17 protein-coding genes are annotated in these 21900 nt (G+C 44.4%); 12 read left to right on the top strand and 5 right to left on the bottom strand.

All coding sequences use genetic code 11. The features are described from left to right. Positions 1–90 precede the first annotated feature (90 nt). The 3 genes from hemB (at position 91) to polA (ending at position 4780) form a co-directional block, all read left to right on the top strand. Complete coding sequence (gene hemB / locus OCU46_RS13305) at positions 91–1104, top strand: porphobilinogen synthase (RefSeq protein WP_141271715.1); 1014 nt, start codon at positions 91–93, stop codon at positions 1102–1104. A gap of 78 nt (positions 1105–1182) precedes the next feature. Beyond that, positions 1183–1629 (top strand): GNAT family N-acetyltransferase, encoded by a 447-nt coding sequence (locus OCU46_RS13300; protein WP_141271716.1) that lies wholly within the window; start codon positions 1183–1185, stop codon positions 1627–1629. Positions 1630–1963: 334 nt separating this feature from the next. Continuing rightward, positions 1964–4780: a DNA polymerase I gene (gene polA / locus OCU46_RS13295; protein WP_141271717.1), complete on the top strand. Its 2817-nt coding sequence runs from the start codon at positions 1964–1966 to the stop codon at positions 4778–4780. A 554-nt stretch (positions 4781–5334) separates the two neighbouring features. On the opposite strand, the gene yihA is transcribed toward polA, so the two are convergent. Then, a complete protein-coding gene (gene yihA, locus OCU46_RS13290) occupies positions 5335–5994 on the bottom strand; it encodes a ribosome biogenesis GTP-binding protein YihA/YsxC (protein WP_208733549.1) in 660 nt (219 codons plus the stop codon). 200 nt (positions 5995–6194) lie between these two features. Between yihA and OCU46_RS13285 the strand changes: the two genes are divergently transcribed. The 5 genes from OCU46_RS13285 to hemN all read left to right on the top strand — a co-directional run bounded on the left by OCU46_RS13285 (position 6195) and on the right by hemN (position 10754). Beyond that, entirely contained in the window at positions 6195–6812 is a 618-nt protein-coding gene (locus tag OCU46_RS13285; RefSeq protein ID WP_141271719.1) for a c-type cytochrome, read from the top strand. 745 nt (positions 6813–7557) lie between these two features. Further along, entirely contained in the window at positions 7558–8208 is a 651-nt protein-coding gene (locus OCU46_RS13280; protein ID WP_141271720.1) for a methyltransferase domain-containing protein, read from the top strand. Further along, a complete protein-coding gene (yihI, locus tag OCU46_RS13275; protein ID WP_141271721.1) occupies positions 8195–8755 on the top strand; it encodes a Der GTPase-activating protein YihI in 561 nt (186 codons plus the stop codon). Before OCU46_RS13280 ends, yihI begins: the two co-directional genes overlap by 14 nt. Before the next feature lie 6 nt (positions 8756–8761). Further along, a complete protein-coding gene (locus OCU46_RS13270) occupies positions 8762–9250 on the top strand; it encodes a DUF2489 domain-containing protein (protein WP_141271722.1) in 489 nt (162 codons plus the stop codon). 130 nt (positions 9251–9380) lie between these two features. Beyond that, the gene (gene hemN, locus OCU46_RS13265; protein WP_141271723.1) at positions 9381–10754 is read left to right on the top strand and encodes an oxygen-independent coproporphyrinogen III oxidase; all 1374 of its coding nucleotides are present in this window, start codon (positions 9381–9383) and stop codon (positions 10752–10754) included. 42 nt (positions 10755–10796) lie between these two features. Here hemN and glnG read toward each other — a convergent pair whose 3' ends face one another. From glnG to glnA, 3 genes are all read right to left on the bottom strand, one after another. Continuing rightward, a complete protein-coding gene (gene glnG / locus OCU46_RS13260; protein ID WP_141271724.1) occupies positions 10797–12206 on the bottom strand; it encodes a nitrogen regulation protein NR(I) in 1410 nt (469 codons plus the stop codon). A 27-nt stretch (positions 12207–12233) separates the two neighbouring features. Continuing rightward, the gene (gene glnL, locus OCU46_RS13255; RefSeq protein WP_141271725.1) at positions 12234–13289 is read right to left on the bottom strand and encodes a nitrogen regulation protein NR(II); all 1056 of its coding nucleotides are present in this window, start codon (positions 13287–13289) and stop codon (positions 12234–12236) included. Between the two features lie 228 nt (positions 13290–13517). Continuing rightward, on the bottom strand, positions 13518–14927 hold the full coding sequence (gene glnA, locus OCU46_RS13250; protein ID WP_141271726.1) for a glutamate--ammonia ligase: 1410 nt from the start codon (positions 14925–14927) through the stop codon (positions 13518–13520). A gap of 555 nt (positions 14928–15482) precedes the next feature. Between glnA and typA the strand changes: the two genes are divergently transcribed. The 4 genes from typA (at position 15483) to OCU46_RS13230 (ending at position 19979) form a co-directional block, all read left to right on the top strand. Further along, positions 15483–17312: a translational GTPase TypA gene (gene typA, locus OCU46_RS13245; protein ID WP_141271727.1), complete on the top strand. Its 1830-nt coding sequence runs from the start codon at positions 15483–15485 to the stop codon at positions 17310–17312. 377 nt (positions 17313–17689) lie between these two features. Further along, positions 17690–18604 carry a virulence factor BrkB family protein gene (locus tag OCU46_RS13240; protein WP_141271728.1) on the top strand — a complete coding sequence of 305 codons (915 nt, stop codon included), beginning with the start codon at positions 17690–17692 and terminating at the stop codon, positions 18602–18604. After that, positions 18576–19010: a D-aminoacyl-tRNA deacylase gene (gene dtd / locus OCU46_RS13235; protein ID WP_141271729.1), complete on the top strand. Its 435-nt coding sequence runs from the start codon at positions 18576–18578 to the stop codon at positions 19008–19010. Before OCU46_RS13240 ends, dtd begins: the two co-directional genes overlap by 29 nt. A 45-nt stretch (positions 19011–19055) precedes the next feature. Next, on the top strand, positions 19056–19979 hold the full coding sequence (locus tag OCU46_RS13230) for a bifunctional GNAT family N-acetyltransferase/hotdog fold thioesterase (RefSeq protein ID WP_141271730.1): 924 nt from the start codon (positions 19056–19058) through the stop codon (positions 19977–19979). On the opposite strand, the gene OCU46_RS13225 is transcribed toward OCU46_RS13230, so the two are convergent. Further along, positions 19976–21871: an AsmA family protein gene (locus OCU46_RS13225; protein ID WP_141271731.1), complete on the bottom strand. Its 1896-nt coding sequence runs from the start codon at positions 21869–21871 to the stop codon at positions 19976–19978. The two genes, OCU46_RS13230 and OCU46_RS13225, sit on opposite strands and share 4 nt — an antisense overlap. Between the last annotated feature and the right edge of the window lie 29 nt (positions 21872–21900).

Raw genomic sequence — 21900 nt, 5'->3', positions numbered from 1 at the left:
AAGTGCTTCTCATTTTTTATACGCAGAGCACGTAAATATCATGGTAAGTGGTATGATTTACCTCAGTATTAGATAGACAAGGAACGTGTTGTGTCCGCACTTATTCAAAGTTCATTTCCACTGCGCCGTATGCGCCGTATGCGTAAGCATGATTTCAGTCGTCGCTTGATGGCAGAAAACAAGATCTCTGTAGATGATCTCATTTATCCAATGTTCATTCTTATGGGTAAGAATCGTCGTGAAGCGGTTGAGTCTATGCCGGGCGTTGAGCGCTTATCTATTGATTTGATGCTAGAAGAAGCCGAAAGACTGGCGAACTTGGGCGTGCCAGCTATCGCACTGTTTCCTGTGGTCAATCAGGATGTAAAAAGTACTTGTGCGGCAGAAGCTCATAACCCTGAAGGCTTGGTGCAAAGAGCTGTACGTTTACTAAAAGAGCATATACCTCAGATTGGTGTCATTACTGATGTCGCTCTAGATCCATACACTACTCATGGTCAAGATGGCATCATTGATAACGATGGCTATGTACTTAACGATGAAACAACAGCGGTACTGATTAAACAGGCATTGTCTCACGCAGAAGCAGGCGCAGATGTTGTTGCACCATCAGATATGATGGATGGTCGTATTGGTAAAATTCGTGAAGCACTGGAAAAAGCAGGTTATATCCACACCCAGATAATGGCTTACTCGGCTAAATATGCTTCCAACTACTACGGGCCATTCCGTGACGCCGTCGGTTCTGCTAGCAACCTAAAGGGTGCAGACAAAAAGAACTACCAAATGGATCCTGCCAACAGTGATGAAGCTCTGCATGAAGTGGCGCTGGACATTGCTGAGGGTGCTGACATGGTAATGGTTAAGCCTGGTATGCCATATTTAGATGTGGTTCGCCGAGTTAAGACTGAACTGCAAGTTCCCACATTTGCCTATCAAGTCTCTGGAGAGTATGCGATGCATAAGGCTGCGATTCAAAATGGCTGGCTAAAAGAGAGGGAGACGGTGTTAGAGTCCTTGCTATGTTTCAAGCGCGCTGGTGCAGACGGTATCCTTACCTATTTTGCAAAAGATGTGGCTGAGTGGCTGGCTGAAGACAAGTAACTACACATAAGTTTCTGAAAGTTAAGGCCCTCGTCATGAGGGCTTTTGTATTTATTCGTATCCAATAAAGGGTGACAAATGTCGATTGTGGTTCGCGAAGGCTCTTTGCAAGAAGCCTTACAGGTAATGAGCAGTATTGAAGAATTTGCCAAACCAGAGAATGTGGAATCACTGGCCAAGCGTCTTGAGAATAAAAAGCAGCTTATTCTTGTTGCTGAAGAAGATGGTGCTTTACTCGGCTTTAAGATTGGCTATGAGCAAGACAGTGATACCTTCTACAGTTGGCTTGGCGGTGTTAACTCGCAGGCAAGAGGTAAAGGTGTCGCTCAGAGTCTGCTGGTTGAGCAAGAGCATTGGGTAGTTAAAGAGGGGTATTCTTGGCTAACGGTTAAGTCGAGAAATCAATTTTCTTCTATGCTTCGACTACTGTTGAGAAATGGTTATTGGATCGAAAAGTGCGAGCCATATCCAAACCCTCAAGAAAATAGACTACACTTCCGCAAGTCTATGTTGACTGAAAGTTAGTCGACTCTATGAAAGGTGTTTGTTGCGCAACAAATGCCTTCTATCTTTATCAGTCAAAATTTTTTTCCACATACAACGATCACGCCAAGATCTTATTCTAGATCGATTGATCTATATTAAGTTATTGTATTTAAAGGTTTTTAATCTGTATTTTTTGATTTTATCTACAGGCTTTTTCATCAGGTAAATTATTTGCACACAAACTTATCCACAGGCAAGGTCGGCATAAGGGATTATTTTTGTGGGTGTAAATAACGGTTACCTAGATAAGCAGAGAGACTCGTGGCATCCTATACCTAAGTTATCCCCTTCTACTTAAGTTGGACACCTATACATGGCAACGATCCCTGAAAATCCGCTGATTTTAATTGACGGTTCCTCATACCTTTATCGAGCATTTCACGCTTACCCTGGCACCATGAGCAACGGTGAGCACCCGACCAATGCCGTTTATGGTGTGATGAACATGCTAAGAAGCATGATGCGCCAATTTTCTAGTGAGCGCATTGCTGTGATTTTTGATGCCAAAGGGAAGACATTCAGAGATGACATGTATCCCGAGTATAAGGCGAATCGTCCACCTATGCCCGATGACCTTAGATGCCAAATTGAACCATTGCACAATATGATCAAGGCGATGGGCCTGCCTCTTATTTCTATCTCAGGTGTTGAGGCCGACGATGTTATCGGTACTTTGTCTGCTGCAGCCTCTAAGAAAGGGATGCCAGTTCTGATCAGTACTGGTGATAAAGATATGGCTCAGCTAGTGGATGAGAATGTCACTCTAATCAACACCATGACTAACGTTATCTCTGATAGAGAGGGAGTGATTGAGAAGTTTGGGATTCCGCCAGAATTGATTATCGACTACCTTGCGCTGATGGGCGATAAGGTAGATAACATCCCAGGTGTTCCTGGTGTAGGTGATAAAACCGCAACGGCTCTACTGCAGGGCATTGGCGGACTCGATGACCTGTATAACAGGCTTGATGATATTGCTCCTCTAGGATTCCGTGGTTCTAAAACCATGGCGAAAAAGCTCGTAGAGCATAAAGAGTCAGCTTACCTGTCTTACCAACTGGCTACCATTAAGCTAGATGTAGAACTGGATGTGACTTTAGATGATCTTGTGAAGGCAACGCCGGATAAAGATCAGCTGATTTCTCTCTATGGTCAGATGGCATTTAAGTCTTGGCTAAACGAATTGCTAGAAGGCGGTACCGGCGTTGTAGAAGCGGATGAGAAATCTGGTCGTGCTATTAGCAGTCGTTCGGGTAGCGGTGCGGGTAAAGCCGCATCAATAGCTGAAGCGCCGTCAAAAGCGATTACCGTCGATCGTAGCCAGTATGAAACCATACTGGAAGAAGACAGTTTTAACCTTTGGCTAGAAAAGCTGAAGAAATCTGAGGTGTTTGCCTTTGATACAGAAACTGACAGCCTAGATTACATGGTTGCCAATTTAGTGGGTTTGTCATTTGCGACGGCAGAGGGTGAAGCTGCATATGTTCCAGTTGCGCACGATTATCTAGATGCGCCAAAGCAGTTGGATCGTGATTGGGTTTTACAACAGCTTAAACCGATACTAGAAGATTCGACTCAAGCTAAGGTGGGACAGAACCTTAAATACGATGCATCAGTACTCGCTCGCTACGATATTGAAATGCAGGGTATTGCCTTTGATACCATGCTAGCGTCCTACGTGTATAACAGCGTGGGTGGTAAGCATGATATGGACAGTTTGGCTCTACGATTCTTACAACATCCGTGTATCTCATTCGAGCAAATTGCCGGTAAAGGCAAAAAGCAGCTTACCTTTAACCAGATTGACTTAGAAGAGGCATCGCCATATGCCGCTGAGGATGCGGACGTTACCCTACGTTTGCATAATCACCTGAATGCCCTTCTTGAGGCAGACGAAAAGCTTAATTCGGTATACCAAGACATCGAGATGCCGTTAGTACCTGTGCTGTCGCGTATTGAGCGTCGTGGCGTATTAGTTGATGACATGCTGCTTGGTACGCAGTCGCAAGAGATTGCTCAGAGACTGGATGAGCTGCAAGCAAAAGCGTATGAATTGGCGGGCAAAGAGTTCAACTTGAGCTCTCCGAAGCAATTACAAGCCATTTTATTTGAAGAGATGGGTCTACCGGTTGTTAAGAAAACGCCATCGGGCGCACCATCCACCAATGAGGAAGTGCTTCAGGAGCTAGCTTTAGATTATCCGCTACCTAAGCTGATCCTTGAGCATCGCGGCCTGGCAAAGCTGAAATCAACTTACACAGATAAGTTACCTAAGATGATCAACCCTACAACGGGGCGCGTGCATACTTCTTACCATCAAGGCGTTACGGCTACGGGGCGTTTATCGTCTACCGATCCTAACCTGCAGAATATCCCTATCAGAAATGAAGAGGGACGCAGAATTCGTCAGGCATTTGTTGCACCACATGGCTGGAAGATCCTTGCCGTGGATTACTCTCAAATCGAGCTGCGTATCATGGCGCATCTGTCAGGGGATAAGGCTCTATTAGAGGCGTTTAGAACGGGTAAAGATATCCATGCTGCAACAGCGGCTGAAATTATTGGTGTGGATATTAATGATGTGTCTAGTGAGCAGCGTCGCCGCGCTAAGGCAGTCAACTTTGGACTTATTTATGGTATGAGTGCCTTCGGCCTAGCCAAGCAGCTTGGAATCCCTCGTGGTGAAGCGCAGCACTATATGGATACCTATTTTGAACGCTATCCTGGTGTGATGCAGTACATGGAAGAAACTCGCAGTCAGGCAACTGAGCAGGGCTATGTTGAAACCTTGTATGGTCGTCGTTTACATCTGCCTGAAATTAACTCACGAAATGGCATGCGTCGTAAGGCCGCAGAACGCGCTGCAATCAACGCACCAATGCAGGGCACAGCAGCCGATATTATCAAAAAGGCGATGTTGCTTGTTGATGAGTGGATTGAGCAACAACAGGGTGAGCCTAAGGTTCGTATGTTGATGCAAGTACACGATGAATTGGTCTTTGAGGTTCGTGAGGATGCGCTTCAAGAAATTGAAAGAAACATACAGGATCTGATGGAAGCAGCAGCAGAATTGGATGTGCCTTTGGTGGCGGATGCTGGTCATGGTGATAACTGGGATCAAGCGCACTAACACACTATTTGCACCAAAATAGAACATTTACGAGAGCTGACTCACGAAGTCAGCTTTTTTTTTGCGTGAGTTTTGTACAGAGGCTAAATTCTACTGATGATCTTTAGTTAAAGGCTTTTTGTGAAAAAAAACTACAAAAAGTGTTTGCATTTGGTCACAGATCGGGTAAATTTATCTGCGTAGGGTACAGAGGTAAGATGTTCCATCTTTCAGACCTTTTGTTTCACGTTATTAGAATTTGTTTAAATTCATACGCTTCAGTTACTTTTTGACTGAAGCGTTTTTTATTGCCACAAAGAAAAGTTTTCCCCTTGTTTAGCAATAGCTTAAACCTCCATTCAACTAGAAATATCCTTTCTATATGCGTTAAAAAGCATAGCTAAACTTTCAATACGCCTAATACACACTCAGAGCATAATTGGCTGATAGAGTTAAACTATTTAGGCTTTATCAGAAAATACTGTGGAAAGGGTTTGTTGCTATCTGATATGTAACTTACAAACAAAAAACGCGACCTCAGGCCGCGTTTTGTTAACAATTCTTGTAGAGCAGGGCTACTCTTGCTCTAAAGCATCACTATCTTCATCAGGTTGCTCAAAGGCAGGAGCAAACCAAGTATCTAAGCGAGCACGCAACTGATCAACACCAATTCCTTTTAAAGAAGAGAATGCTTCAACATTCACATCACCGCCGAAGCCTTCTGCGTCTTTACGAATCTTAAGTAGAGCTGCTTTACGCGCACCACTCTTTAGTTTGTCTGCTTTGGTTAATAGAACCTGAACTGGAATGCCAGAATCTACAGCCCAGAAGATCATCTGCTGGTCGAGGTCTTTCATTGGGTGGCGAATATCCATTAGCACTACTAGCCCTTTTAGACATTCACGTCTCTGCAAATATTCGCCAAGACTTTTTTGCCACTTCTTCTTCAGTTCCAGAGGTACTTGAGCAAAGCCGTATCCTGGAAGATCGACAATGTGGCAGTTCTCATCCACCTTGAACAAGTTGATTAACTGAGTACGACCTGGGGTCTTACTGGTTTTTGCCAGTGCACGCTGGTTGGTTAGGCGGTTGAGCGCACTAGATTTTCCCGCATTAGAACGACCAGCGAATGCGATTTCGATACCTTCATCTTCAGGTAGGTGACGAATATCAGGGGCACTGGTTATAAAATGCGTGTTTTGGTAATGAATTTTTACGCTCACTGTTAACTCCATCGCGACTTTGTGTAGTCGACTGATTACTTTTTTGTGAATTTGTGTAAAATAACCGTGTTCGGCATTAGTTCGCCTATTCTAGCACGACAAAAGGCGGCACCTAGGGCTTGTTCACCTTTTCAGGTACTTTTTATTCAATCTAGAAGATAAAAACTGAGCAAACCTTAGTATTGGAAGCTCAATTATTATAATGGAATGTCATGAAGAAATTAGCGCTCATCGTAACTCTTTTCGCTAGCTGCTCTGTGTGGGCGGCAGGTAGCATTGAAGCAGGTAAAGAAAAATCAGCAACTTGTGCAGCTTGTCATGGTGCTGACGGCAATAGTCCAGTAGCTATTTATCCTAAACTGGCAGGCCAACATGAAAACTATATTGAGAAGCAACTTAAAGACCTTAAGTTGGGTGCAACGAGTGGTGGCAAGCAAGGTAGATATGACGCTGCGATGAGTGCAATGGCTATGCCTTTGACTGACGAGGATATGGCTGACCTAGCGGCTTACTATGCGTCTATACCGATGTCAGAAAATACCACACCTGAGAACGTGGTAGAGCAGGGTAAAGAGTTGTATCTGGCGGGTAACGCTGAGCGCGGAATTGCGGCTTGTGTGGCTTGTCATGGTCCTCGAGGAAACGGCACGAGCCTATCAGGCTTCCCTAAGATCTCTGGTCAACACGCTGATTACATCAAACAGCAACTACAGAAATTCGCTTCAATGGAGCGTAACAATGACCTAAACGGCATGATGCATGATGTTGCGAGAAAGCTGACAGAAGAAGAGATGGATGTATTAGCTAAGTACGTTGGTGGTCTTCACTAATCGTCTTACCGAGTACCTAAGAATAGATTTTGAGGCCTAACATCGATTCGATGTTGGGCCTTATTTTATTGTGCTGCTTTTCATTTTTGTCACAGCTTAGCTGTTTACCACGCCTCTTTGTGAGACATTTCTCATTTTCGTTATCCGCTATATTGCACATCACCAATGTAACTAATTGAAAAGTTTAACTAAGATTTGTAGCTTTTCAAAAGTGTGATCGGTTCCTCCTGTTTATTAATTGCACATTTTTTTATCAGGAGTAGAGTAGTCGCTATCGAAAGGACACGATGATTGATTGTTTTCAGTCTTGCTCAGGAAGAGTTTAGGGAATGGTATCGCCTTTGGTGACGTCGGGTTAACAACGGATGGTTTGTTTTTCTCAGGTCGAGAACCCAAATAGGAAGGCTGAGGATTAGCCGCGCAAATGGAAGCTTGCTAGGGATAACAAAAATCATCAGGATGATGAAAAACAAGATTTTGGCATGGAAAGCGTCAAAAACAAATGGAATTTTGAGAGCGATAGGGCAACCTATCGCTTTTTTATTGCCTGAAATTTGCTTTTACCAATCGTACTAAATAACCAGCTATATCTGATCACTTACTTAGTGTGATAGGTATTAAAGGTCGCTCATATGGAAATTTGCCGTATATGCATACAAAAAAAACAGCGGAATTGCGGATTTTTTCTACACTCTTTCCCCATATTTTGATAAGTTGCGCGTCCTAAGCTAAATAGGCGTCTTGAATGTTAGATTGTCCACTTTGTCATCATAGTGAATCGAAGTTTTATTGGGAAGATAAGCGCAGACAGTACCATCAGTGTCAGCGTTGCGAACTGGTGTTTGTTGACCCCAATCAAAGGCTGGATTCAAGCCAAGAAAAGGCTCACTATGATCTACATGAAAATGACCCAACTGATTTGGGTTATCGTAAGTTCTTGTCGAGAGTTCAGATCCCACTTGCCGAAAGAATTGGTTGCCATAAGCAAGGGTTAGACTTTGGTTGTGGCCCCGGTCCTACATTATCTTTGATGATGCAAGAAGCTGGGCACGATGTAGACTTGTATGATCTCTACTACTATCCAGATACCAAGGCATTGAGTAAGAGCTATGACTTTATCACTGCTACAGAGGTAATCGAACACCTCTATCAGCCTGACTTGGTTTGGGCGCAGTGGATGAGTATGTTAAAGCCGGGTGGTTGGTTAGGCTTGATGACTAAGATGGTTCGTGACGTAGAGGCCTTTTCCACATGGCACTATAAGAATGACCACACGCATGTAGTATTTTTTAGCAGAAGCACATTTGAGTTTTTAGCTACGCGAGACGAGCTAGAACTAGAATTTATTGAAAACGACGTAATTTTATTGAGGAAGTCGAGTAATGAGTCGACATAAGAAATCGAGAAAGCCAGGTTCAACAGGTGATGTAGACCTAATTGTAACTCGCAACCGCTCTGAGTCGGATGTTGAGGGACGTCTACGCAAGAAGCTGAAGAAGCGTAAAGGTCAGAAAGCTGGTGCGCGCCACTCGGTTGGCAATGAGTCAAAAGACACAGCAGGTCGCGGTCAACGTGATCCTCGCCTAGGTTCAAAAAAGAAGATTCCGCTGGTTATTGAAGCAGCAGCTAAACCAACTAAGCAGCAGCGCAAATACACCGCAGAGCAAGAATTAGATGCACTTGAGAATGATGCACAATTGAACATCTTGTTGGAACGTATAGAAGCGGGTGAATCTCTGGGTGCTGGACTTCAGTCTTATGTAGACCAGAAGCTAGATCGTATCGAGGTGCTGATGAAGCAGCTTGGTCTGCTTGATCCAGAAGAAGAGCAAGTAGAAGAGTTTGTAGCACCAAGCAATGAAAATGTTCGCAAGAAAGCAAAAACGGAAGACGAGCTTCTTGCATCATTTGAAGATCTAGATTTAGGCGATTTCAAGGACTAAGAATCAATGGATATGGCTGTGCTGGCTTCGATTGGAGTTATCATCATCCTTGGGTTGGGTGGTTACGCTGCGTATTTGCTTAATAAACTAAAAAAGCAGAAGCAGCTTATTTCACAACATCAGGCGCTGGCAATTGCAAAGCGTAATGCCAAGATATTTGAGAGTGTCGATACCTTATGCCTTGCCGGCATTCAGGGACAATGCGACCTTTCGGAATTGAGTATTCGTTTGTGTAATATTCTGGATTATGTTCAGGGCGAACAGCGCATTGATGTAAAGACGCGCTACCCAGCGTTGAGCGAGCTATTTGAAGTAGTTAATGACATGGCTCGAGGCGAAGATCGTCAGCAATTGGCGAAGCAAGAGCGTATGAAACAAAACTTGGCTCGTCACAAAGCTGAGAGTCGTTTGAGTGACACCATCATTGAAGAACTGAAAGATCTTCAGGGGCAAGTAGCTCCATTAAACGACCAAATCTCCATTCAAATGCGATAGCACTCGCCATAGGCGTGATCCTGCTAGCAAATATCAACAATTCTGTCTGATATTTGCTAGCTATAAAAAGAGTCACCTTAGTGGCTGTGGCAAAATAACTCCCCTTATAAGCAGTACTTAGGATATTAGTATGTCTAGCCGACAAATTATCTGGGATCAGAGTGTATTGGATAAATACAACTACTCTGGGCCTCGTTACACTTCTTACCCAACGGCTGTGGAATTCCATGAGGCGTTTACCGTTGCCGAGCTAGACATTGCGTACATGCAATATCCTGAGCGTCCGTTATCTCTCTACATCCACATCCCTTTCTGTCACAAGCTTTGCTATTACTGTGGCTGTAATAAGGTCATCACTCGTCATCAACATAAAGCGGATGATTACCTAGATGTATTGGAGTTCGAAATTCGCCAGCGTGCAGCGCTGTTGAAAGAACGTAAAGTGAATCAATTGCACTTTGGTGGAGGTACACCAACTTTCTTAACCAAGGCGCAAATTAGCCGCTTGATGGCGGTTATTTATGAAGAATTTGGATTCAATGCCGATGCAGAAATCAGCATTGAGGTAGACCCGCGCGAGATTGAGTTGGATATGCTTGATCACTTGCGTGAAAAAGGCTTCAACCGACTGAGTATTGGTGTTCAGGACTTTAATAAAGAAGTACAGCGTGTAGTAAACCGTGAGCAAGATGAAGCGTTCATTTTTGCTATGGTTGAGCGTGCAAGAACACTAGGCTTCCGATCGACCAACCTAGATCTGATTTACGGGCTACCTCTGCAAACGGCAGACTCGTTTGCCGAAACCATGCGTCAGGTGTTGAGCATGCGTCCAGGGCGTTTATCAGTTTTCAATTATGCGCATATGCCTCAATTGTTTGCAGCTCAGCGTAAGATCAAAGATGAAGATTTGCCGATTGCCTCTGAGCGCATGGCTATTTTGCAACAAACCATAGAAACACTGACTACAGAAGGGTATCAGTTTATCGGTATGGACCACTTTGCGCTTCCAGAAGATGAACTGGCAGTCGCACAGCGAAACGGTGAGCTACACCGAAACTTCCAAGGCTACACCACCCAGGGTGATTGTGACCTTATTGGCTTTGGCGTCTCGGCTATCTCTATGGTGGGTGATACGTATGCGCAAAATCAGAAAGAGCTTAAGCTTTACTACGGGCAGATGGAGTCTGAGCGTCATGCGCTATGGAAAGGAGTGGCTCTCGATAAAGATGACCTAACCCGCCGTGAGGTGATCAAACAGCTTATCTGCAACTTTACCTTGAATAAGCGTGATATCGAACAGCAGTTCGGTTTGAGCTTTGATCAGTATTTCAGCGAAGATTTGCAACTACTGCAAACCTTTATCAATGATGAACTGGTTGAGGTATCGGATACTGAGATTAAGGTAAACCTTCGTGGCCGCCTGTTGATTCGAAATATCTGTATGTGCTTTGATAAATACTTCCGAGCTAAAGCGCGCCAGCAGCAGTTTTCTAGAGTTATCTAATTTAAATTAAAAATGGTCAGCTATCGCTGACCATTTTTAGTTTTAGCTCACGCTCAGTTCTTTCAACTTTCTGGTGAGAGTATTTCTACCCCAACCTAGGACTTTAGCGGCATCTTGCTTATGACCATTGGTATGGTTGAGTGCCACTTTCAATAAAATGCGCTCAAATTCAGGAAGGGCATACGAGAGAAGCTCGGTTTCCCCAGAGGCGAGTGCAGTTCTTGCCCACTTCTCTAGCAGCTCTTGCCAGTCTGAGCTATCCGTGCTGGTGGATAGGCTACGCTCTTCTACAAGCTCCTGAGGAAGGTCGGACGGCAGTATTTCGCTACCACTTGCCATTACCGTTAGCCAGCGACAGGTGTTTTCGAGCTGCCTAACATTGCCCGGCCAGCTAAGTCGAGTAAGGATATCTACAGCTTCTTTGGATAAGGTTTTCACCTCAACACTCAACTCTTCTGCGGCTAAATCTAGGAAGTGCTGAGCGAGCTTTTCGATATCTTGTTTACGCTCTCTTAGAGAAGGGATGTGCACGCGAATAACGTTCAATCGATGGAAGAGGTCTTCACGGAAGTCTCCCTCTTTAACAAGAGATTCTAGGTTTTGGTGAGTCGCGGCGATGATTCTTACGTCTACCTTGATGGCAGAGTGACCACCGACACGATAGAACTGCCCATCGGCAAGAACACGCAGTAATCGCGTTTGGATATCCAGTGGCATATCACCAATTTCATCCAAAAATAGCGTGCCGCCATTAGCCTGTTCGAATCGTCCTTGGCGAACGCTGTTTGCACCGGTAAATGCCCCTTTTTCATGTCCGAAAAGCTCTGATTCGATAAGGTCTTTTGGAATCGCAGCCATATTAAGGGCAATAAAAGGGTTTTTGCTGCGAGGACTGTGTTTATGTAAGGCGTGCGCTACCAGTTCTTTACCTGTGCCTGACTCACCATTAATCAAAACAGAGATAGATGAACGGGAGAGGCGACCGATAGCGCGGAACACCTCCTGCATCGCAGGTGCTTCACCTATGATTTCAGGAGTGTCAGCTTTATTTGAGCTTAGTGCGTTGTGGCTTTGTTTTTGTTCTTGGCTATGAGTAATGGCACGATCGGCAAGGGCAAGCGCTTCATCGATATCAAAAGGTTTTGGTAAGTATTCGAAAGCACCTTCTTGATATGCCTTAACGGCTGCATCTAGATCTGAGTGGGCCGTCATAATAATAACAGGCAACTCAGGTGCGGCTATTTGAATCTGTTTCAGCAGCTCAAGGCCATCCATACCAGGCATACGAATGTCTGAGATGATAACGTCTGGAACCTCTCGCTCTAATGCTAAAAGCACGCTTTCAGCATCTGCGAAGGTTTCACACTTTATATTGGCGTTAGAGAGGGTCTTTTCTAGAACCCAGCGTATAGAACTGTCGTCATCAACGACCCACACATAGCCTTTACTCATTATTTTGCCTCCTAGCGCTTTTATTTTTTAATAATCTAAAATGGGTAGATAAACGGTGAACGTTGTTTTTCCGGGCCAACTGTCTACTTCGATCTTGCCTTGATGCTGGTCTATTAGATTTTGCGATATTGATAATCCAAGCCCTGTGCCACCCTCACGGCCACTAACCATAGGGTAAAACAGGGTATCCACGAGCTCTGGTGGAATACCAGGACCGTTATCGACCACCTCTATTCGGGCTGCAAGCTTGACTCGTTTACCGTGGATATTCACCTGATGCTCAGTTCGAGTGGTTAGGGTGATTAGAGCATCATCTTGCTTTTGTAATATTTGAGCGGCATTGCTTACTATGTTCAGCAGTGCTTGCTCGATCTGCTCACTGTCCATGGCAATATCCGGCAAGCTCGGATCATAATCACGCTCAATGCGAACATTTTGACCTAACTCTAGCCCGACTAACTGACGCACCTTTTCTAAAATAAGATGCACGTTCTCCGGCTGTTTGGTACCCGGTCTTTGTGGTCCAAGTAAGCGATCCACTAAATTCCGTAATCTGTCAGCTTGCTCGATAATAATCTGGGTATATTCTCGTAATGATTCCGAAGGCAGCATTTTTTCGAGTAGTTGTGCTGCACCGCGAAGTCCACCAAGCGGGTTCTTAATCTCATGAGCCAGACTTCTCACCAGTAGCTTCGCGGCTTGCTGTTGAGCATGCTGATTGAGTTCCTGGTTGAGTCTTCTTTGTTGATCAACCTGTCGAAATTCAGCTAGCAGCATCACCTTCTTATCCCATGAAATAGGACTAATGGTGAGTTCCAATAGCAAAGGTCTACCGTCTATAACAAAGGTGACATCACTGTCAGTAATGCTCTGCCCTGAAATTAACGGTTGCTCAAATACCGAAAAGTCGATGGATGAGTGCTCCACCAATTCAGGCAAACGCTGATCTACACAACGATTTTTGCTTTGCCCAAATAACTGTTCAGCTGCCGGGTTTAAGTAGCAAACCGTTAATGCGTCATCAATCAGCAAGGTTGCTGTAACAAGTTGTTCTAAGACGGTTTCAGCTAGTGGTTTACTCACGAAAAATCCTTTTTGGTGCACAGAGAATATCTAAGTTTATTATTGCACAATATTGGTGCAATAAGTGCCGCAGTTCGAGGAAATTAGCTCTTCCTTAGATAATGCAAAAAGCTTGCCGCTTTTTGATATTGCTCTGAATTGGTGCTAATTAATTGAAGGTGCGGAAAATGGGGAAGAAAAAAGGGCCTGCCAATGGCAGACCCTTTAAGAATTTGCTTAATCTAAAGATTAAACAGAGTAGTAAAGGTCAAACTCAAGTGGGTGAGTTGTCATGTTGATCTTTTCTACATCTTGAGATTTCAGGTCGATGTAAGAATCGATGAAGTCGTCAGAGAATACGCCGCCAGCAGTTAGGAACTCACGGTCTGCATCTAGAGAAGCAAGAGCTTCTTGTAGTGAAGATGCTACTGTTGGGATTTCAGCTGCTTCTTCTGCAGGTAGGTCGTATAGATCCTTATCCATAGCTTCGCCTGGGTGGATCTTGTTCTTAATACCGTCAAGACCAGCCATTAGCATTGCAGAGTATGCTAGGTATGGGTTAGCTGTTGGATCACCAAAGCGTAGTTCGATACGACGTGCTTTCGGGCTTGGTACCACTGGGATACGGATAGAAGCAGAACGGTTACGTGCAGAGTATGCAAGCATAACTGGAGCTTCGAAGCCTGGAACTAGACGCTTGTATGAGTTAGTTGACGCGTTCGCGAATGCGTTGATTGCGCGAGCGTGCTTAATAACACCACCGATGTAGTAAAGAGCAGTTTCAGAAAGACCGCCGTACTTGTCACCAGCAAATAGGTTAACGCCATCTTTTGCTAGAGATTGGTGAACGTGCATACCAGAACCGTTGTCGCCAACTAGTGGTTTAGGCATGAAAGTTGCTGTTTTACCGTAAGCGTGAGCTACGTTATGAACAACATACTTGTAGATTTGAGTTTCATCAGCTTTAGCAGTTAGCGTGTTGAAGCGAGTAGCGATCTCGTTCTGACCTGCTGTAGCAACTTCGTGGTGGTGTGCTTCAACTACTAGACCCATTTCTTCCATGATTAGACACATAGCAGAACGGATATCTTGAGATGAATCAACAGGAGCTACTGGGAAGTAACCGCCTTTAACACCTGGACGGTGGCCTTTGTTGCCTTCTTCGAAATCAGAACCTGAGTTCCAAGATGCTTCAACGTCATCGATTTTGTAGAAAGAACCTGACATGTCAGTGTTGAACTTAACATCGTCAAATAGGAAGAATTCTGGTTCTGGACCGATTAGTACTGTATCTGCGATTCCAGTAGAACGCATGTACTCTTCAGAGCGCTTAGCGATAGAGCGAGGGTCACGATCGTAGCCTTGCATTGTTGCTGGCTCAAGAATGTCACAACGAATGTTTAGCGTTGCATCTTCTGTGAACGGGTCTAGTACCGCGCTTGCTGCGTCTGGCATCATAACCATGTCAGATTCATTGATACCCTTCCAACCAGCTACAGAAGAACCATCGAACATTTTACCTTCTTCAAAGAAGTCTGCATCGATTTGGTGTGAAGGAAGAGAGATATGTTGCTCTTTACCTTTAGTATCGGTAAAGCGTAAGTCAACGAACTTAACTTCATTTTCTTGGATCAGCGATAGTACATTTTCTACTGACATGATTGGAAAACCTCCAGTGTTGGTAAACGTGATTGCTCGATTTTGGTGAGCATAAAATCCTAGGATTCAATCTACACTCTTTTTTACTCATCGAACAATTAATATTTTTCGACTGCTTTCCCTAATGCGAAAGGTGTGCCAACTTTTCAAAGTCTATATTTATCAATACTTTAATGCATCGACGGTTAGTTTTGCACATTATCGATGCACCAAAATGATCCGTGATTGCACTAAGTTGGGGCGTAAAAATGTGAACTTTGGGTGCAGTTGCTCGATATCAATGAAATATTCTCAACTGAAAATAAGAAACGGATCACTTTCGCCCTAGATTGGTGCGATAAAAGATAGTCTGTAAAAGGTAAATGGGGTTACTAAAAGAGGGAAGCTAGTGATATTTGCTGAGCTAGAGGCTAAATAGAGGTCAAAAATTCATTAATAAGTAAGGTATAGATCACATCTTGTTGGGATTTTGGCTAAAATCTGATACATTACCGCAAATTTTTTTAATTCCTGTCATCGGCAAACCGCCGAGACGCTACTGAGTGAACTCTATTCATGTCTACTCCACAGATTGATAAGTTAAGAAACATCGCCATCATTGCGCACGTTGACCATGGTAAAACAACACTGGTTGATAAGCTGCTACAGCAATCGGGTACGCTTGAGTCTCGTGGTGAAGCTGAAGAGCGCGTAATGGACTCGAACGACATCGAGAAAGAGCGTGGCATTACCATTCTTGCAAAAAACACTGCAATTAACTGGAATGATTATCGCATCAACATCGTAGATACCCCAGGACACGCCGATTTCGGTGGTGAAGTTGAGCGTATCATGTCTATGGTTGATTCTGTTTTGCTTATCGTAGATGCAGTTGACGGCCCAATGCCTCAAACTCGCTTCGTAACACAAAAAGCATTCGCACACGGCCTTAAGCCAATCGTTGTAATCAACAAGATTGACCGCCCTGGCGCTCGTCCTGATTGGGTTATGGACCAAGTTTTCGATCTATTCGACAACCTAGGTGCAACTGACGAACAACTAGACTTTACTGTTGTTTACGCTTCAGCGCTTAACGGTTGGGCAACAATGGAAGAAGGCGAAACTGGCGAGAACATGGAACCATTGTTCCAAGCTGTTGTTGATACAGTAGAATCTCCAGACGTTGACCTAGACGGTCCACTGCAAATGCAGGTTTCTCAGCTTGATTACAGCTCTTACGTTGGTGTTATCGGTGTATGTCGTGTAACTCGCGGTTCTGTTAAGCCTAACCAGCAAGTAACAATTGTGAACGCTGAAGGCCAAAAGCGTAACGGTAAAGTAGGCACGGTACTTGGTTACCTTGGTCTTGACCGTCATGAAGTTGAGCAAGCAAACGCAGGTGACATCATTGCAATCACAGGTCTTGGTGAGCTGAAAATCTCAGACACTATCTGTGATCAAAACAACGTAGAAGCTATGACTCCTCTATCTGTAGATGAGCCAACAGTTACTATGACTTTCCAGGTAAACACTTCTCCGTTCGCGGGTAAAGAAGGCAAGTTCGTTACTTCACGTAACATCCTTGAGCGCCTAGAGAAAGAATTGGTACACAACGTAGCATTGCGCGTTGAAGAAACTGACAACCCTGACCGTTTCCGTGTATCTGGTCGTGGTGAGCTTCACCTTTCGATCCTTATTGAAAACATGCGTCGTGAAGGTTTCGAGCTAGCAGTATCTCGTCCAGAAGTAATCGTTAAAGAAGAAGACGGTCAACTTCTAGAACCATACGAAACAGTAACCATCGATGTGCTTGAAGAGCACCAAGGTGGCATCATGGAAAATATCGGCCTACGTAAAGGTGAGCTAACAGATATGTCTCCAGATGGTAAAGGTCGTGTTCGCATGGACTTTATGATGCCTTCTCGTGGTCTTATCGGTTTCCAAACTGAGTTCCTAACGTTGACATCTGGTTCTGGTCTGATGTACCACACGTTTGATCACTACGGTCCTCACAAAGGCGGCGTAATCGGTCAACGTAACAACGGTGTTCTTATCTCGAACGCAACAGGTAAAGCTCTGACTTATGCTCTGTTTAACCTACAAGAGCGTGGTCGTCTGTTTGCACAGCACGCTGACGAAGTTTACGAAGGTCAAGTTATCGGTATTCATAACCGTTCAAACGACCTAACGGTTAACTGTCTTAAAGGTAAGCAGCTAACTAACGTACGTGCTTCTGGTACGGACGAAGCTCAGGTTCTTTCTCCACCTATCAAGCACACTCTAGAGCAAGCTCTTGAGTTCATTGATGAAGATGAACTAGTAGAAGTAACGCCTGAAAACATTCGTATCCGTAAGAAACTTCTTACTGAGAACGAGCGTAAGCGCGCAGCACGTCCAGCTAAGTAATCTAATCTCAAACTAGCTGTGTACTGAGTGCACAGCTTAGTCTGAATACAGCCCCGCAGGAGTCCCTTTTTTGGCTCACTTCTGCGGGGCTGTTTTTTTTGCTAGACTGAAACTTCTTTCGTAATACCAGTCACACTAAGTCAGCGAACAGAAATAGCGCAGGAAAAATACTTGAGAACAAGGCAGGATTTTTCGATAAGTATTTATTCTACAATCAAAAATTCTAACGCAGTTATCGAGTGTGTTAGCCAGCTAGAATTATTAATTACTTAGTACGATTGGTATAGTAAATTGATTTTTAAAGCGACAAGTCATGATGACTTGTGAATACGTTGCCATTTTCAAACCACTATTGGTATTACAGCAGGACGCAGTAAATGCTCAATCTCCCAAGCTGGGTACATGTTTTTTTACATTACTTTGGCTACCTCTATCAAAGAGCTAAGCACGATAGACTACCTGTGAATGCAGGTTATATGGCTTACATCACTCTATTGTCTTTGGTTCCTTTAACAACAGTTACTTTAACTGCGTTATCGCGTGTGCCTTTATTTGATGGTGTAGGGGATACGGTTCAGCAGTTCGTATTTAGCAACTTTGTACCTGCTGCTGGTGAGGCTATTCAGCTTACCCTGAACGAATTTATTGCTAATACGGGTAAGATGACTTCGATAGGATTAATATTCCTATTTTTTGCTGCCCTGCTGCTGATTTCGGCCATAGATAAAAACCTCAACTACATTTGGCGAGTCCGTAAAAAACGTCGCACAGTGTACTCATTCTCTATGTATTGGATGGTACTCACGCTAGGCCCTGTGTTAGTGGGCATGAGCTTGGTCTTTTCTTCTTATATTGGCTCATTACGGGTGTGGAGCGAAGATACGGTGCATTTGGTGTATGGCCTGTTGCCTATTTCCTTTTCTTTCCTCGCGTTCTTTGGCCTTTATCTGTTGGTGCCTAATATTAAGGTTCGCTTTAATCATGCTTTAGCGGGTGCGTTCGTTGCCGGCTGTTTGTTTGAAATAAGCAAGAAACTGTTTGCTTACTACGTGTCGCAGTTCCCTTCGTACCAATTGATTTATGGTGCTTTGGCAGCGGTACCTCTGTTATTTATGTGGATTTATCTTTGTTGGATGATAGTGTTGATCGGTGCCGAAATCACAGCCAGCTTGGGTGAAGATGAGGTGTGGCGGGTTGATGAACCATTCAGTATTAAATGGTTTTTGTATTACCAAGATAAATTAATGAGAAAAAGGATTCGAAGTGATAGCTCTGATTCAGAGAGTGAGTGAGGCCGCAGTAAAGGTCGACGGTGAAGTGGTCGGAGAGATCGGTAAAGGTTTATTAGTCCTACTTGGCGTAGAAAGAGATGATGATGAAGCCAAAGCTAAACGTTTGATGGAAAGGGTAACCACCTATCGCGTATTTGGTGATGATGAAGACAAAATGAATCTGAATGTGAAGCAAGTTGATGGTAGTGTATTGGTAGTTTCCCAATTCACCCTACCTGCTGATACTAAGAAAGGAACTCGAGCTGGGTTCTCACGTGGTGCAGCGCCTGCGGATGCAGAGCGCTTGTATGAGTACTTTTCTGATCGATGCGCGGAAGTGCTTCCGACTGAGCGTGGTCGATTTGCTGCAGATATGAAGGTCTCGCTGGTTAACGATGGTCCTGTTACCTTCTGGCTTCAAGTTTAAGTCTGTTGTTCTATAACTGATTGATTCAAATGGATCTGAATTCATATGTTTAAACTGATTACACCAAGAACTGAAAATCAACTGCAAAAGTATTATCACTTTCGCTGGCAGATGCTGCGTGAGCCTTGGCAAAGGCCAAAGGGCTCAGAAAGAGATGAATACGATGAGCTAAGCCATCACCGTATGATCGTAGACAGTCGAGGTCGCCCAGTTGCAATTGGACGCCTGTACGTTACTGCCGATGATGATGGTCAGATCCGTTATATGGCGGTGAAAAAGAACCGCCAGGGTAAAGGCGTTGGCTCTTTGATTATGGTCGCTCTAGAGTCTCTGGCTAGAGAAGAGGGCGTAAAGCGACTGGTGTGTAATGCTCGCGAAGACGCTATTGAGTTCTATCGCAATAATGGTTTTGAAAGCCAAGGTGCGTTGAGCGACGAGCGAGGCCCCGTCCGCCATCAGCAAATGATTAAAGCTATCGACCCTATGGCGAACGTTTTGCGACGTCCGGATTGGTGTAACGAGTTGCAAAGTCGCTGGGAAGAGCAGATCCCCATCAGTGATAAAATGGGGATTAAGATCAACCAGTATACGGGCTACAAGTTTGAGTGTGTTGCTCAGTTAAACCCAAACCTTAATCCGCACAATACAATGTTTGCTGGCTCTGCATTTACCTTGGCGACCCTGACAGGGTGGGGGATGGCTTGGTTATTGATGAAAGAGAGAAATCTTCATGCAGATATCGTGCTTGCGGATAGTAACATTCGCTATCGTCATCCTGTAAAAGAGAGCCCGAAAGCAAGTACCTCTTTGGATGGCATTAGTGGAGACCTTGATAGATTAGAAGGTGGTCGTCGTGCGCGAATCATTATTAAGGTGTTTATCTATAGTGGAACACAAGAAGCGGTAGAGTTTACAGGTACTTATGTATTACTACCGAGCTCGAAGGCTAACAAAACCTTAAGTGTTTAGGGTTTTTCTTGAGTATCAGATTTAGGGCAGGTCATCGATATTTGATTTCGCCCTTTGGGCAGTGTTGAAGACAGCGACAGGCAATCTGTGCTGAGGTGAAACTTAATATTCCCTCCTTCTAGATCAACCAGATCAACACTGCCTTGTACGCTTCCAGACAAGTCTTGACTGACGAATTGTATCTCCGACACTTTTACGACCCCTCTCTTTGCCTTGATGTTCACCTCAGGAATGATCACTGAGTGCTGGTCTTTGGGGGAGAAAGGTAAAGTCAGTAGTACATCATGAGGGGCTATTTTTACCTGCCCATCAAGGCTGTGTTTTAGCATCAATTCATCACCGCCAAGTCCGCTTAAGTCAATGGTTAAGTCGGCAAGTCCGCTCCAATCGATGGCGGCATCTAGTGGGTGGGTAATTTCCTCTAAAGGCAGGCCATAGGCCTGAACTGATACTTGCCACGGATAACTGGCAAGCCCTAGGTCAATCGAAGAATCTGCTTTGATTAACCCATCATTGATAGGCACAAAGAGTTGTCTTATGTGCCAAAGTCCGTCAGTGGTATCGGTTTCTAGATAGGGCTTGATCGAAGTCATGCCAAATGCGGACAGGCTATTCGCACTAGCGGCAAAGGAGCCATTCCAAAGAGCCCATGTACCGCCTTTCTTGAGGACAAGTTCCCTGCCTTCGGCATTTACATTGGATGCCTGCCAGTGATGGTCAGTAGAAATATCAATGATTTGACTACGTTCTACCTTAAGCTTCTCAATTTCAATCCTCTTTAGGCTACCTAGGTACTTCAATACAGCATCATGAATATCAGGAACTTCAATACTCCACTCTAGGTTTTTAACCTCGAGCTCATTGAGAAGAACGCTATCTTCTGACAGCTTACCGCTGGTCGTGAATTGGCCTTGCTCAAATAGAAAAGTAAATTTTTCGAACCCGATACCGTGTGATGAAAAATGCCCTGACAGTTGTGGCTCGAGTAGTAATTGCTCATGCCAAGCAACGCTCTCTGCTGAGAACCGGAAAGGACTATCTTGTGCCCACAAGTCTTTGCGTAGGTCCCAGTTGCTGAGTTGTAGATGCATTTGGTTGAGCGCAAGGTCATTGGCCTGCCAACTAGAGCGTTCTATCTCTAGGTGCTCAATCATCGTAATTTGCTTTAGAAGAGGAAGCAGTGGCGGTGGCTCTGATTGAGCGAATAGCGGCTCTGAAAGGTGAAGGTTTCTCACCAACGCATCGTTAATTACCCAGTCATCATTGTTTTCTTCAGCAATGAATTGAATTTCGCCTCCACGCCAATTAAAGCTGACAAGATCTAGCTGTGTTTTGTCTTCAATGTAATTGATTCTGGCTTTGAAATTGTCAAAGGCTTCACCCTTCCAGTACACCTGCTCACTATCGATATTGAGGTACCCTTGCGGATAAGGCGCTTTCGGGGTGTAGGTGAGTTGAATATCTCGAGCGATAAAGTCGTTGTTCGCAAAATCCATGCCTCGGATTTCGACACGTTGAGGCTGCCAATGCTGAACTAGGTCATCGAGCGCTTTTTTGTCAGGGATCCCTTCGGGTAGGTTGACTCCAGAGATCAGCACATTGGTAATTGAGAGTGGTTTAGGCCAGCGCCATTGTGCCTCGAAGCTTAATTGTACGTTATCTATGACTATGACAGAGTCATTGGGCTGAGGGACGGTCACTCTAGATAGAGTCAATTGATCGGGATATTGATAGTGTGACTCTTCAATCTGAATAGCATTGTTGGTGATACGAGACAGGATTTGCTGAGTTAACCAGCTTGAATGAGAGGTTTGTAAGATCAGAAACAGCGCAGCAAGCCCTGCTATTAACAGCAAGATTGCCCAGAAACTGATTTTGATTACAGCCTTCATCCTATTTCCCAATGGTGTTCACGTATGGG

It is taken from the genome of Vibrio comitans, from assembly GCA_024346835.1.
Classification (GTDB): domain Bacteria; phylum Pseudomonadota; class Gammaproteobacteria; order Enterobacterales; family Vibrionaceae; genus Vibrio; species Vibrio comitans.
Note: the sequence above shows the minus strand (reverse complement) of the source record. Positions and strands in the feature narration are given on the sequence as shown.

What these genes read in the sequence shown, in the direction of transcription:
- hemN (WP_141271723.1), top strand. Translation starts at nt 9,381, where the DNA reads ATGTCTAGCCGACAAATTATCTGGGATCAGAGTGTATTGGATAAATAC.
- OCU46_RS13285 (WP_141271719.1), top strand. Translation starts at nt 6,195, where the DNA reads ATGAAGAAATTAGCGCTCATCGTAACTCTTTTCGCTAGCTGCTCTGTG.
- OCU46_RS13270 (WP_141271722.1), top strand. Translation starts at nt 8,762, where the DNA reads ATGGATATGGCTGTGCTGGCTTCGATTGGAGTTATCATCATCCTTGGG.
- yihI (WP_141271721.1), top strand. Translation starts at nt 8,195, where the DNA reads ATGAGTCGACATAAGAAATCGAGAAAGCCAGGTTCAACAGGTGATGTA.
- polA (WP_141271717.1), top strand. Translation starts at nt 1,964, where the DNA reads ATGGCAACGATCCCTGAAAATCCGCTGATTTTAATTGACGGTTCCTCA.
- OCU46_RS13225 (WP_141271731.1), bottom strand. Translation starts at nt 21,871, where the DNA reads ATGAAGGCTGTAATCAAAATCAGTTTCTGGGCAATCTTGCTGTTAATA.
- OCU46_RS13240 (WP_141271728.1), top strand. Translation starts at nt 17,690, where the DNA reads ATGCTCAATCTCCCAAGCTGGGTACATGTTTTTTTACATTACTTTGGC.
- glnA (WP_141271726.1), bottom strand. Translation starts at nt 14,927, where the DNA reads ATGTCAGTAGAAAATGTACTATCGCTGATCCAAGAAAATGAAGTTAAG.
- OCU46_RS13300 (WP_141271716.1), top strand. Translation starts at nt 1,183, where the DNA reads ATGTCGATTGTGGTTCGCGAAGGCTCTTTGCAAGAAGCCTTACAGGTA.
- glnG (WP_141271724.1), bottom strand. Translation starts at nt 12,206, where the DNA reads ATGAGTAAAGGCTATGTGTGGGTCGTTGATGACGACAGTTCTATACGC.
- yihA (WP_208733549.1), bottom strand. Translation starts at nt 5,994, where the DNA reads ATGGAGTTAACAGTGAGCGTAAAAATTCATTACCAAAACACGCATTTT.
- OCU46_RS13230 (WP_141271730.1), top strand. Translation starts at nt 19,056, where the DNA reads ATGTTTAAACTGATTACACCAAGAACTGAAAATCAACTGCAAAAGTAT.
- OCU46_RS13280 (WP_141271720.1), top strand. Translation starts at nt 7,558, where the DNA reads ATGTTAGATTGTCCACTTTGTCATCATAGTGAATCGAAGTTTTATTGG.
- typA (WP_141271727.1), top strand. Translation starts at nt 15,483, where the DNA reads ATGTCTACTCCACAGATTGATAAGTTAAGAAACATCGCCATCATTGCG.